This is a genomic window from Clostridium lentum, assembly GCF_014287815.1.
In the GTDB taxonomy this organism is placed as follows: domain Bacteria; phylum Bacillota; class Clostridia; order Clostridiales; family Clostridiaceae; genus Clostridium; species Clostridium lentum.
In genome coordinates this window covers 153,844-166,540 of sequence record NZ_JACOOQ010000003.1, presented here as the reverse complement: position 1 = coordinate 166,540, position 12,697 = coordinate 153,844, and the positions used below count along the sequence as shown (strand labels likewise).

The 12,697-nt window shown below is 30.2% G+C and carries 13 protein-coding genes; 1 reads left to right on the top strand and 12 read right to left on the bottom strand.

The genetic code is table 11. From position 1 onward, the window contains the following. Window positions 1-2: 2 nt before the first annotated feature. The 11 genes from H8R92_RS03210 to murG all read right to left on the bottom strand — a co-directional run bounded on the left by H8R92_RS03210 (window position 3) and on the right by murG (window position 10,977). Window positions 3-770, bottom strand: coding sequence for a CheR family methyltransferase (locus H8R92_RS03210; protein ID WP_022169234.1), 768 nt, complete (start codon window positions 768-770; stop codon window positions 3-5). Window positions 771-797: 27 nt separating this feature from the next. After that, the gene (locus H8R92_RS03205; RefSeq protein WP_022211446.1) at window positions 798-1,295 is read right to left on the bottom strand and encodes a chemoreceptor glutamine deamidase CheD; all 498 of its coding nucleotides are present in this window, start codon (window positions 1,293-1,295) and stop codon (window positions 798-800) included. 5 nt (window positions 1,296-1,300) lie between these two features. Continuing rightward, window positions 1,301-1,756 (bottom strand): chemotaxis protein CheW, encoded by a 456-nt coding sequence (locus tag H8R92_RS03200; protein WP_022211445.1) that lies wholly within the window; start codon window positions 1,754-1,756, stop codon window positions 1,301-1,303. Between the two features lie 245 nt (window positions 1,757-2,001). Then, a complete protein-coding gene (locus H8R92_RS03195) occupies window positions 2,002-2,640 on the bottom strand; it encodes an HAD-IB family hydrolase (RefSeq protein ID WP_186834716.1) in 639 nt (212 codons plus the stop codon). Window positions 2,641-2,755: 115 nt separating this feature from the next. After that, window positions 2,756-3,949 carry a pyridoxal phosphate-dependent aminotransferase gene (locus H8R92_RS03190; RefSeq protein ID WP_186834715.1) on the bottom strand — a complete coding sequence of 398 codons (1,194 nt, stop codon included), beginning with the start codon at window positions 3,947-3,949 and terminating at the stop codon, window positions 2,756-2,758. A gap of 20 nt (window positions 3,950-3,969) precedes the next feature. Continuing rightward, window positions 3,970-4,791, bottom strand: coding sequence for a PHP domain-containing protein (locus tag H8R92_RS03185; protein WP_186834714.1), 822 nt, complete (start codon window positions 4,789-4,791; stop codon window positions 3,970-3,972). Between the two features lie 152 nt (window positions 4,792-4,943). Continuing rightward, window positions 4,944-5,273 carry a DUF1292 domain-containing protein gene (locus H8R92_RS03180; RefSeq protein WP_022211441.1) on the bottom strand — a complete coding sequence of 110 codons (330 nt, stop codon included), beginning with the start codon at window positions 5,271-5,273 and terminating at the stop codon, window positions 4,944-4,946. 213 nt (window positions 5,274-5,486) lie between these two features. Then, a complete protein-coding gene (locus tag H8R92_RS03175; protein WP_186834713.1) occupies window positions 5,487-5,837 on the bottom strand; it encodes a four helix bundle protein in 351 nt (116 codons plus the stop codon). A gap of 152 nt (window positions 5,838-5,989) precedes the next feature. Next, on the bottom strand, window positions 5,990-9,514 hold the full coding sequence (gene nifJ, locus H8R92_RS03170; protein WP_186834712.1) for a pyruvate:ferredoxin (flavodoxin) oxidoreductase: 3,525 nt from the start codon (window positions 9,512-9,514) through the stop codon (window positions 5,990-5,992). Between the two features lie 108 nt (window positions 9,515-9,622). Further along, on the bottom strand, window positions 9,623-9,748 hold the full coding sequence (locus tag H8R92_RS13295; protein WP_279287094.1) for an NADPH-dependent FMN reductase family protein: 126 nt from the start codon (window positions 9,746-9,748) through the stop codon (window positions 9,623-9,625). A 158-nt stretch (window positions 9,749-9,906) separates the two neighbouring features. Continuing rightward, window positions 9,907-10,977 (bottom strand): undecaprenyldiphospho-muramoylpentapeptide beta-N-acetylglucosaminyltransferase, encoded by a 1,071-nt coding sequence (murG, locus tag H8R92_RS03165; protein ID WP_022211439.1) that lies wholly within the window; start codon window positions 10,975-10,977, stop codon window positions 9,907-9,909. 144 nt (window positions 10,978-11,121) lie between these two features. Between murG and H8R92_RS03160 the strand changes: the two genes are divergently transcribed. Continuing rightward, entirely contained in the window at window positions 11,122-11,322 is a 201-nt protein-coding gene (locus tag H8R92_RS03160) for an alpha/beta-type small acid-soluble spore protein (protein WP_022169247.1), read from the top strand. 64 nt (window positions 11,323-11,386) lie between these two features. Here H8R92_RS03160 and H8R92_RS03155 read toward each other — a convergent pair whose 3' ends face one another. Next, on the bottom strand, window positions 11,387-12,652 hold the full coding sequence (locus H8R92_RS03155; RefSeq protein WP_186834711.1) for a C40 family peptidase: 1,266 nt from the start codon (window positions 12,650-12,652) through the stop codon (window positions 11,387-11,389). Between the last annotated feature and the right edge of the window lie 45 nt (window positions 12,653-12,697).

Below are 12,697 nucleotides of genomic sequence, written 5' to 3'. Positions count from 1 at the left end.
CCTTATATTTTCTTATAAATAAATGGTGATAATTTTTCTAATCCACTTGTCTTATATGTGTTTATACTTTCTGTTGCTCCAACAAAAAGTAGTCCTCCTACCTTTAAAGATTTAATAAAATCTTCTATTATCTTTTGTTTTACTTCATCTTTAAAGTAAATTATCACATTTCTACAAAGAATTAAATCAAAGTCTTTTTCATAACTATCTAAAATCAAATCATGTCTCTTAAAATTTACTTTTGACTTTATTTTTGAATCTACTATATATTTATCGTCATATTTATTAAAATATTTATCTAAATATTTTTTATCCAAAGTTTTAACATCAGCTGCGGAATAAACTCCTTTCCTTGCTTTTGCCAAAATATTTTTGTCTATATCTGTAGCAAGAATAGAGTAACTAACTTTATCATTCATATCATCAAACATCATTGCAAGACTATAAGCCTCACACCCCATGGATGATCCTGCACTCCAAATTTTAATATTATTTCTATTGGGAATTATTTCTGATAGTAAATTTTTTCTTAACGCTTCAAAAAACTCTGGATTTCTAAAAAATTCTGTTACATTTATTGTTATGTGATCCATAAACTTTTCTCTTTCAACTGCATCTTCTTTTAGCAGTTTAGTATATTCCTCCAGAGTTTTTACACCTACTCTCTCCATAAGGCTTCCTATTCTTCTATTTAGCTGAGTAGGCTTATATGAATTTAAGCTTAATCCAATTTCTTTATATACCCAATTATGAAATTCTGTAAATTCCATTATTCCTCCTATCAATCAGTAAACCATTTAAATTTCCTTAATTCCTTGTCCCACTATTCTAATTAATACTTTTCCACTTTCAGATTCAACAAACATTGTTCTTCCTTTGCTGCCTCCAACATCTTCTGCTGCTATAATTATTCCTTCTCTACTAATAGCTTCTCTTACAGCTTCAATATTTCTATTTCCTATATCACTATTAATAGATTTCTCAGAAAACTTAAACATAGAAGCTCCTCCTGCTATCTTTGCTACCACATTCTTTTTAATACATCCTCGCTTTGTCATTTCCTCTAATATTAAAGGAATGGCCAAATCTGCAAATTTATACGGATTAGTTACACTTTTAAAGGCATGACTATCAGGAAGCATTATATGTATAAGTGCTGCAATTTTTTTCACTGTATCATATAATGCAATTCCAACACAAGAACCTAGCCCTATGGTCATAATACTGTTAGGCGCTGATATTATTTTAGCATCAGCAATTCCAACTCTGACCTCATTTTTTCTTACTGCTTCCATGTGCCTTACTCCACCCTTTCAAACACAAGCTCCTCTTCTTTTTCTAATAAAACCTTATTTAAATCTAATAAAATAATAAGATTTTGCTTTTCTTTTATAATACCTTTAATATATTTTTTTGAAATTATAGTTGCTACAGATGAAGAATAATCTATTACTTCTTCATTTACTGTAGTTACTTCATTAACATCATCTACTATAACCCCAAATTTTCCTAACTCTTTTTTTACAACAATAACTTTATTTGTTGAATCAACACTACAGCTATTAAAACCAAATTTTTTATATAAATTAATAACTGGTATTACTTCTTCTTCATGCTTTATAATACCTTCTAAGAAGCTAGGTGAATCTGGAAGTTTAGTAGTTCCAACATTGCCTAATATTCTTTCAACCTCCATTATATCTGTTGCAAAATATTCACCATTTAATTTAAATACTAATATTCTTATCTCGTTCATATAAACCTCCTTATAAGATACTTGTCAACTAAATTTCTGCAATTATATTATCGTATAAAATATTACAACCATTACCGCATTATTATCTAAATTATATCATAATACAAATTAAATTAAAATTATATTTATATATTTTTAATTACTTTTTTAATTTTATTTAAAATATCGCCTTTTAGATATAAAAAATAAGGTATATCATCTTTTTCATTGATATACCTTTATATTCATCACTTAAACTTATTGAGTTATTTCCATTTTAATATATCTATTTCATGTTGTTTTTTATAATTTATTAAATATGGATTACCTACAAGATCCAACAACGGTTTATCTGATAACGAATCAGAAAACATATAAGAATTTTTAAAGTCAGCTCGTATATTTTTTTCCTTAAGTACATCCTTAAGTCTACGAACTTTTTCCTGTCCCTTGCAATTATTGCCATCCATACTTCTTATAAATTTACCATTTTCAAATTTAAATCTTGTTCCAATAATTAAATCCACTTCATCTATTGCATAGAATTCCTTAATATAAAACTCTGGAGATGCTGATATTAAAATCACCATATATCCTTCGTTTTTTAATTTTTTTATCATTTCCACTGCATCTTTATAAAGAATAGTACTTAATCTATCATGGTAAAATTCCTTTGTTAAAATAGCTAAATCCTTTTCTTCTATATTTTCAATAAACTTCAAAAATGACTCTTTAACTCTTTTTTCATCATATATTCCAATACCATACATGGCACCAGAATATAAGGCTCTAGGTAAAAATTTAATATTTTTTATATCCCTACTTACTACATATTTATAAAATTCCATTAATGTTTCTTTTCTTGTTATAGTGTAGTCTATATCGAATAAAGCTAATTTCTCCATGCCATTCTACCTTTCACTAGTATACATTAGAAAAAACCACGGTTAAAAATTCGCAGTTTTTTATTCTAATTAAGTTATTTATTTTTAACTTTATAAATTTATTATCATATAAAATTTATTTAAGCTTACCTATAAAAAATTTAATTCTTTCCAACCCTTCCTCTATAACTTCCATAGAGGTAGCATAAGATAATCTTATATAATTTTCTAAACCAAAAGCCGCTCCTGGAATTACAGCTACCTTTTGTTCTTCTAATAATATTTTTGCAAAGTCAATAGAATTATTTATGGTAATTCCATTTATGCTCTTACCAATAAAGCACTCTATATTAACCATAATATAAAAGGCACCTTGAGGTTTAATGAATCTTACTCCATTGATTCCTTGTAACTTTTTCATCATAAAATTTCTTCTCTCTTCAAAAGCACTCTTCATCATCTTAATACTATCTTGTGGTCCAGTCAATGCCTCTAGAGCTGCATATTGAGATATTGAACATACATTAGACGTCATATGACTTTGAATATTGCTCATTACCTTAGCTAACTTAGCAGACGATGCTGTATAACCTACTCTCCATCCTGTCATAGCATAAGTTTTTGATAAACCATTAACGACAATAGTTCTTTCATATGAGTCTTCTGATAAACTTGCTATACTAACATGTTCTTTTCCATCGTATATAAGTTTTTCATAAATTTCATCTGATATTATTATGAGATTATGCTTTTTAGCTAATTCTGCTATTTCTTCAAGTTCCTTTTTATCATAAACAATTCCTGTTGGATTATGTGGTGAATTTAATAATATTGCTTTTGTCTTACTTGTCAACACTTTTTTAATATTCTTTGCAGAAAGCTTATATCCACTATTTTCGTCACAATCAACTATTACTGGCACTCCATCTGCTAATTTGATTAATTCAGTATAGCTTACCCAGCAAGGATTTTGTAAAATAACTTCATCTCCTGCATTTAAAATAGCTAAAAAAATATTAGCTAAACTTTGCTTTGCACCTGTAGAAACAACAATTTGCTCTTCACCATAATTAAGATTATTTTCCTGATTCAATTTTTTACATATAGCTTTTCTAAGTTCAACTATTCCTGCTGTTTTTGTATACTTTGTGTGTCCAGCTTTCATTGCTTTAACTGCTGCTTCTATTATATTTTTAGGAGTATTAAAATCTGGTTCTCCTGCAGCAAAACTCATTACATTAACGCCTTGATCTTTAAGTTCATTTGCTTTCCCTGTAATCTCTAAAGTTATTGATGGTGAAATACTTTTTGCTTTTTTCGATAAATTCATTCTCAATCCTCCATATCATACTACTTAAAACTTTTCATAAACTTATCTAGCATTATTTCATCTAGACCGTAACTACCTATGTTATTTTCTTTATATGTGCTTCCACCATGAAAATCACTTCCTCCAGTAATGGTAAGTTTATATTTCTTTGCTAAATTGTAAAACTCATTACTATCCCGCTTATCATGACTAGGATGATAAACCTCAACTCCACTAAGCCCAAAGCACTTTAATTCTTTTATGATCTTTTCCACTTCCATACGTTTATAAATCTGTCCTGGATGAGCAAGTACAGCCACTCCACCAGCACTTTTTATTATATCAATTGCTTCTTTATATGACAATTTAAAACCTCTTTCATAACCTGGTTTTCCTTTAATTAAAAATTTTTGAAACGCTTGTTTGTAATTAGCAAAATACCCCTTTTCTACCATAGCATTGGCTATATGACTCCGGCCCAAAGTTTCGTTGTTATTTTTATACAACTCATCAATTTCTAACTGTATATCATATTCTTTTAAGTTAGTTATTATTTTCTGCACTCTCTCTAACCTTTTATCATTAAGCATCTTAACACTTTCTCTTAACCGTTCATTATTTACATCAATACAATACCCCAAAATATGTAGTTCCATTTCATTATACTCCGCACTGAACTCAATTCCAGAAATAATTTTAATATCTTCTATCCCTTTGCTATTAATATACTGGCCACCAATAGAATCATGATCAGTTATAGATATATATTTAACTTCATTTTTTCTGGCAATATCTATTATTTCTTCAGGAGTATATGCACCATCAGAATAACTTGAATGAATATGTAAATCTGCATACTTCATTTTATACACCTTTTTTCTTTCGTTAAAGTTAGCTTTAATACCTTATAAGTCAACCTATATTTTTAATTAATTATAGTTAAAATATATCATTTTGGTATAAAAAAGTAAATGTATTAATACTAAAAAAAGTGCCCACTAAGGGGCACTGTAAATTATTGATCTGCTAACACTTCTTCGTAGTACTTAGAAACTTTATCAAATTCAGCTTCTTCTGGTACTGTTAACTCACCATTTTCCAATGATTTAAATAAGTATACTGAGTCATCTTCTGGATTTTGAGCTAAAACATATTCAGCTTCTTCATATTCAAAAGCATCTACTATTGGACATGAAATTATATTTCCGTTATCGTCTTCTAAATCTATTACAAAGTGTTCATGTTCGTGTTCTCCACAACCACATCCACATCCATCATGTCCGTGGTTGTCTCCACATCCACAGCTATCTCCACATCCACATTTATCTAATTCTTTTTCGCTCATTGTTTTTCCTCCTAATATTATTAATCTTTATCATTGTACCCCCAATCACTAAAAAATAAAAGTAAAATCTGATTATATTTAAGAAAAATTTTCTATTAAGAAAAAAACTCAGTATATTAGGTTAAGTAAGATTTCATCTTTAATTAAGTCAGTTGTTATAGCTATCGCAAACAACTTAGTTAAGTCATTTTTAAAATCCTATAAACATTTTTACTATTCATTTTCCTTTGAAGTTTTAATTATTTTTACTAGCATTACTATTATTTCTGTAATATATTTATTAAGTTTGATATATATCTCCTTATCTATGTATTCACCTTTCCAAAGTAACTTAATCCAATATTCACTTTCATTAGCTTCCTTTAAAGCAATATGCATTTTTGAAATAAAGTCTTTCTTACTTTGTGCAAATCTACTTTCAGCAACATTAGCACCTATAGATGTAGAACTTTTTAGTAATTGTTTTGACATAACGAATTCTTTCTTTTCTATTAACAATTTATAAATTTCTATAATTAACACTGAAAAATTTTCACATTTTACATATATAATGCTTTTATTCACTTTATCACCTCATTAAAAGCATTGACATATATTCTCTTTTATAAACTCTTAACAAATAAAATTTTCACTATTGCTTGCAATAACTTAATCGAATTATAACTTTAGTTCATAATTCCCTTAACAAAAAAGAGACTTAAAAAAGCCTCTTTTTTCTACTCTTGATTTGCAAGCCTCTTGTAGTTGTTTAGTCTTTCAATTGCATCAGCATGTGTCTTTTCAAATAATTGATCAGCCACTTCTGGGAAAGATTTAGCAAGAGATGCATATCTTACTTCACCCATTAAGAATTCTTTAAAATCGCCCTTAGGTTCTTTAGAGTCTAAACTAAATGGATTTTTTCCTTCAGCTTTTAAGCTAGGGTTATATCTATATAATGACCAATATCCGCAATCAACAGCCTTCTTAGCTTCTGCTTGTGAATTTGTCATACCAGCTTTAATACCATGGTTAATGCATGGAGCATAAGCTATTATTAATGATGGTCCATCATAACTTTCAGCTTCTGCAATAGCTTTAAGTGTTTGATTCTTATCAGCACCCATACAGATTTGAGCTACATATACATAACCATAGCTCATTGCCATCATACCTAAGTCTTTCTTCTTAGTTCTCTTTCCTGATGCAGCAAACTTAGCTATTGCAGCAGTTGGAGTAGCTTTCGAAGATTGTCCACCAGTATTTGAATAAACTTCTGTATCGAATACAAATATATTTACATTTTCTCCTGAAGCTAGTACATGGTCAACTCCGCCGTATCCTATATCATAAGCCCAACCGTCTCCTCCAAATATCCATTGAGATCTCTTAACCAAGTATTCCTTGTCTTTTAATATTTCTTGTGCTATTGGAGCATCGCATCCTTCTAAGGCAGCAACCATATCCTTTGCTCTTTCTCTAGTTCCCTCAGAATTATTCATATCTTCAAGCCATGCTCTTAATACTTCCTTTACATCTTCAGATATTTCTTCTTCTAAAGCATTTTTAACATTTTCAGCAATTCTATTTCTTATTGCTTCAACACCTAAAAACATACCCAAACCATATTCAGCATTATCTTCAAATAAAGAGTTAGCCCATGCTGGTCCATGTCCTTCTTGATTTACAGTGTATGGTGTTGCTGGAGCAGAACCACCCCAAATTGATGAACATCCTGTAGCATTAGCTACCATCATTCTATCACCAAATAATTGAGTAATTAGCTTAGCATATGGAGTTTCTCCACATCCTGCACATGAACCTGAAAACTCAAGTAAAGGCCTCTCAAATTGGCTTCCTTTAACTGTATTTTTGTTCATTGGGTTCTTCTTATTTTTAACCTTTGCTACTGCATAATCCCAAGCTTCTATTTGATCATGTTCAGTATCTTGTGGCTTCATTACCAATGCTTTTCCTGGAGCCGGACATACTTCAGCACAATTTCCACATCCTGTACAATCAAGTGGAGATACCCCTAATGAATAATAATATGGTGTTTCATTCTTTAACCCTTTAGCTGCAACTATCTTCATACTTGCTGGTGCATTGTCCTTTTCTTCTTCAGTTAATAAGAAAGGTCTAATGGCAGCATGAGGACAAACAAATGCACATTGATTACATTGAATACATTTATCTTCCTGCCATTTTGGCACATTAATAGCTATTCCTCTCTTTTCATATGCAGCAGTACCTGCCATGAAAGTACCATCTTCCATTCCATTTTTAATGAATATTGAAACTGGAATAGTATCACCTTGTTGTCTATTCATTGGTTCAACTATTTCTTTAACGAATTCTGGAATGTTAATTGTAGCTACTGCTTCCTCATTAGAAGTAGCTGTAGCCCATGAAGCTGGTACATCTATCTTAACTATAGCTTTTACCCCTGCATCTATAGCAGCATTATTCATGTTTACAACTTTTTCACCTTTATTACCATAAGAAGTTACAACTGCTTGTTTTAAGTATTTAATTGCATCTTCTACAGGAATTATATCTGCTATCTTAAAGAAAGCAGCTTGCATTATCATGTTAATTCTTCCACCAAGACCAATTTCTTGTGCAATCTTAACTGCATTTAAAGTGTAGAAGGAAATATTATTTTCAGCAATGAATTTCTTCATAAAAGCTGGTAATTTTTCTTCCACTTCTTCTGGAGTCCAAATAGTGTTTAATAAAAAACTTCCATTTTTCTTTAATCCCTCTAATACATCATATTTATATACATAAGATTGGTTATGACATGCTACAAAATCAGCTTTATTGATTAAATATGGAGATTTAATTGGTTTCTTACCGAATCTTAAGTGAGATACTGTAATACCACCTGATTTTTTAGAGTCATATGAAAAATAACCTTGAGCATACATGTCTGTATGGTCACCTATTATCTTAATAGCACTCTTATTAGCACCTACAGTACCATCAGATCCTAATCCCCAGAACTTACATGCTTTTGTTCCTTCTGGTGTAGCATCAATATCATCTGTAACTACTAAAGATGTATTGGTAACATCATCTACTATTCCTATAGTAAATCCATTTTTAGGCTCATCAGCATTTAAGTTTGCATAAACTGCTGCTATATGAGATGGATTTGGATCTTTTGAACCTAAGCCAAATCTTCCTCCTACTATCATTGGAGCATTTTCTTTTCCATAGAATGCTCTTATAACATCTAAATATAAAGGTTCTCCAATTGATCCTGGTTCCTTAGTCTTATCTAATACAGCAATTTTCTTAACTGTATCTGGAATAGCCCTTAATAATCTTTCAATTGAGAATGGTCTGTAAAGTCTTACTTTTACTAAACCAACTTTTTCTCCTTTAGCATTTAAGTAATCAACAGTTTCTTCAATGGCATCTATTACTGAACCCATTGCAATAATTACTCTATCAGCATCTTCTGCTCCATAGTAATCGAAACAATGATATTCTCTTCCTGTTAATTTAGTGATTTCAGCCATATAGTCTTCTACCACTGTTGGAATATCATCATAATATTTATTTACTGCTTCTCTAGTTTGGAAGTAAATATCAGGGTTTTGTGCTGTACCTCTTGTAACTGGATGATCTGGATTCATTGCTGTCTTTCTAAAATTTTCTATAGCTTTCATATCAACTAATGGTGCTAATTCTTCTTGATCTAAAACTTCAATTTTTTGAATTTCATGTGATGTTCTAAATCCATCAAAGAAATTTAAAAAAGGCATTCTTGTTTTTATAGCAGTTAAATGTGCAACAGCTGCTAAATCCATAACTTCTTGTACTGATCCTTCAGCAAGCATAGCAAAACCTGTTTGTCTTGTAGCCATAACATCTTGATGATCTCCAAATATATTTAATGATGATGTAGCTAATGCTCTAGCAGATACATGGAAAACTCCTGGTAATCTTTCACCTGCTATTTTATACATATTTGGTATCATTAATAATAAACCTTGAGATGCAGTATAAGTTGTAGTATAGGCACCTGCTTGTAATGAACCATGAACTGCTCCAGCTGCACCTGCTTCTGATTGCATTTCCATTACTTTAACTGGTCTTCCAAAAATATTTTTTCTCCCTTGTGCAACCCATTCATCAACATGTTCTGCCATTGGTGATGATGGTGTTATTGGATAGATTGCAGTTACTTCTGTAAACATATATGAAATATGTGCAGCAGCAGTATTACCATCCATAGTCTTCATCTTTCTCATAATATTCTCTTCTCCCCCTTTAAATTTATTAACTTTTCTATAAAACAGACAGAAGATATTCTTTAACGAATATCTTCCTCCTTAAGTATATATTAATACCCTTGCTTTTTAGCAAGACTGATTAACCTTATTAGCCAAAGTGCTACCTAGGTCTTCAGCAAACTTAATTTCCTCTTTTGTAAGCGATTCTTTTATAGCCAATTTACCAATTACATCAAATCCTGATTCCTTCATAATTGAGGACCATTTGTGTATAAATTTATCATCTCTCCACCCACAAGATCCGAATAATAGCACCTCATCAAAGATTGTTTATTATTTATCGCTCTATATTTATTATATATCACTGCAAATATTTTTCAAGATATCTTTTCCTTATTTACCATTTATTACTAAATACTTTTCATTATTATATCTATTATTGCATCCACTCCATTTTTTGCAGTACTTTTTTCCATATTCATTATTAATTCATTTTTCTTACTTTTTAATTCTTCTAATTTACTCATTAATAAATCTTTTTCCATCATTTCATCTTCATCTAACACTAAAGAATAACCTTCTTTTTCAAAGGAAGCAGCATTTAAAATTTGATCTCCCCTACTTACCTTTTTTGATAGAGGAATTAATAATGTAGGCTTTTTAAGTGCTAAAAGTTCAAATATTCCATTAGCTCCTGCCCTAGAAATAACATAATCACAAGCTTTAAGCATATGTGGCAATTCTTCCTTAACATATTCATATTGCTTATAGCCTACAATTCCTTCTAAACTAGCATCTAAGTTTCCTTTTCCACATATATGAATAACATTAAACTCTTTTAATATATTTGTTAAATTTTTTCTTACTTCATCATTTATGCTTTTGGCACCTAAGCTTCCACCTATCACTAATAATATTTCCTTTTCATCTTTAAATCCACAGATTTCCTTACCTTTAATTCTGCTTCCTTTTAATATCTCTTCTCTAATAGGTGTTCCTGTAAGTACTCCCTTACCTTCATTTATATATTTTAAGCTTTCTCTAAATGTTACACATAATTTATTACAAAATGGTGCTGCTAACTTATTAGCAAGACCTGGTGTTAAATCTGATTCATGAGCTATTACTGGTATTTTCTTAATTGAAGCTGCTATAACTACTGGTACAGCCACAAAACCACCTTTTGAAAATACTACATCTGGTTTTTCCTTAGATAATATACTTAATGCCTGGCAAATACCTTTCATAACTTTAAAAGGATCTGTAAAATTTTTAACATCAAAATATCTTCTTAATTTCCCTGAAGAAATAGGATAATATTCTATAGCTGCATCAGTAATTATTTCTTTTTCTATACCATTGTAGCTACCTATGTATTTTATCTCAAAGTCCTTTTCTTTAAGCTTTGGAGCTAAAGCTAAGTTTGGAGTGACATGTCCTGCTGTACCTCCACCAGTCATTATTATCTTATATTTACTCATTGTGTTACACCCCTATAATTATTTATTTCATTATCATTTTACCACTTCAATATTTTTTTTCCACCATTTCCTTGAATTAAATAAAATAGAGTTTTAATATTGGGGCAAGATATTACTGTCAAAGGAAAAGGAGATGAATAATTAATGTCAAACTCAAATTCAAAGTCACAAACATTAGTACCTGAAGCAAGAGGCGGATTAGAAAAATTTAAAAACCAAGTATCTAGCGAAATGGGAGTACCATTTAGTGATTACAATGGCGATTTAACTTCTAAGCAATGTGGTAGCGTTGGCGGAGAAATGGTTAAACGTATGGTAGAACAATACGAACAAGGCTTAAAATAAAATTTCACAAATCCTTTGATTTATAAAAGTAGAGGAGCTATTTTAAATAATAGCTCCTCTACTTTTATAATACTCTTCTAGCTGCATAGAAGTTAGTAACAGGTGTAACTCTTACAGTTGAACCTGGATATGTAGCATTAATGTACATTCCACCTCCCACATAAATTCCAACATGTTCATTGTTATAAGTAAATACCAAATCACCTGGTTGCATATTATTATATGAAACAGGAACTCCTACATTAATTTGAGTGTATGTAGTTCTTGTTATTTCTATACCTGCACAATGTCTATACACATAGCTTGTAAATCCTGAACAATCAAATGTATCTGGTCCTACTGCTCCCCAAACATATGGACGACCTAAAAAATTATAAGCATAATTAACAATATCTTGTCCCGTTGCAATTTCACCTTTTATTTCAAACCAATAATCTGGGGTTTGATTTTTAGATGACTCTTCCTGAGCAATACGCTCTGCTTCTAATCTTGCTTGCTCTTCTAAATAACTAATTCTTTCATTTGCAGCATTTATTAGTGAATCTACTTTATTTTTAGGTCCTTCCATAGTTAATTGATTTTCCTTTAGAGCCTGCAATTGACTAATTGCACCTTTTAAGCTACTAATAGAGCTTCCTGAATCATTTATTACATCCTCCTGAACTTTTAATAATGCCATTTCTGCCACTTCTAAAACTTCTACACCGAATTTTTTCTGTTCCTCTTTCAATTCTGTTAATAACTCTTCTTGCTCTTTTTTCTTTTCTTCTAATAGTATTTTATCTTCTTCAAGGGTTACTAATAACTCTTGAATTGTCTGCTTATTTAATTCTTGTTGCTCAAGTATATTGCTTAATTCTTTCTTATCTTCATTAATACTATCAGCTATTTCTCTATCCATTCTAATAAGCTTTGTAGTTACATACATCTTATCTAGTAAATCCATAATATTTTCAGCTTGAAAAATTAGCGTAGCATAATTAATATTTCCACCATTTTTTTGATATTCTCTTAGACGCTTGTCTTTAATTTTTTCTCTTTCTTTTATTTGCTCTTCTAAACCTTTAATTTTTAATTCATTATTTTGAATTTGTAAATTTAACGTAGATAATTCACTTTCTGCATCTTCAATATTTCCTAAACATTGTTCTATTTCACTGTTAAATTTTACTATTTCTTCAGTCATTTTATCTACATTTTTTTGATATTCTTCATATTTAGCTTGTGCATTAATAACATCTTCTTCAACATCGGCAAAAGTAACACTTGAAATAGAAGATACCACTACTCCTACAGCTAATAAAAACGAAATTATCCTCTTATTATTCATAATTCATCCCCTAAATTTTCTTTTGTAATATAATTACAAAAGGGA

Excerpts from the sequence above, each read along its gene's own strand:
- H8R92_RS03210 (WP_022169234.1), bottom strand. The coding sequence starts at position 770 with ATGGAATTTACAGAATTTCATAATTGGGTATATAAAGAAATTGGATTA.
- H8R92_RS03205 (WP_022211446.1), bottom strand. The coding sequence starts at position 1,295 with ATGGAAGCAGTAAGAAAAAATGAGGTCAGAGTTGGAATTGCTGATGCT.
- H8R92_RS03200 (WP_022211445.1), bottom strand. The coding sequence starts at position 1,756 with ATGAACGAGATAAGAATATTAGTATTTAAATTAAATGGTGAATATTTT.
- H8R92_RS03195 (WP_186834716.1), bottom strand. The coding sequence starts at position 2,640 with ATGGAGAAATTAGCTTTATTCGATATAGACTACACTATAACAAGAAAA.
- H8R92_RS03190 (WP_186834715.1), bottom strand. The coding sequence starts at position 3,949 with ATGAATTTATCGAAAAAAGCAAAAAGTATTTCACCATCAATAACTTTA.
- H8R92_RS03185 (WP_186834714.1), bottom strand. The coding sequence starts at position 4,791 with ATGAAGTATGCAGATTTACATATTCATTCAAGTTATTCTGATGGTGCA.
- H8R92_RS03180 (WP_022211441.1), bottom strand. The coding sequence starts at position 5,273 with ATGAGCGAAAAAGAATTAGATAAATGTGGATGTGGAGATAGCTGTGGA.
- nifJ (WP_186834712.1), bottom strand. The coding sequence starts at position 9,514 with ATGAGAAAGATGAAGACTATGGATGGTAATACTGCTGCTGCACATATT.
- H8R92_RS13295 (WP_279287094.1), bottom strand. The coding sequence starts at position 9,748 with ATGAAGGAATCAGGATTTGATGTAATTGGTAAATTGGCTATAAAAGAA.
- murG (WP_022211439.1), bottom strand. The coding sequence starts at position 10,977 with ATGAGTAAATATAAGATAATAATGACTGGTGGAGGTACAGCAGGACAT.
- H8R92_RS03160 (WP_022169247.1), top strand. The coding sequence starts at position 11,122 with ATGTCAAACTCAAATTCAAAGTCACAAACATTAGTACCTGAAGCAAGA.
- H8R92_RS03155 (WP_186834711.1), bottom strand. The coding sequence starts at position 12,652 with ATGAATAATAAGAGGATAATTTCGTTTTTATTAGCTGTAGGAGTAGTG.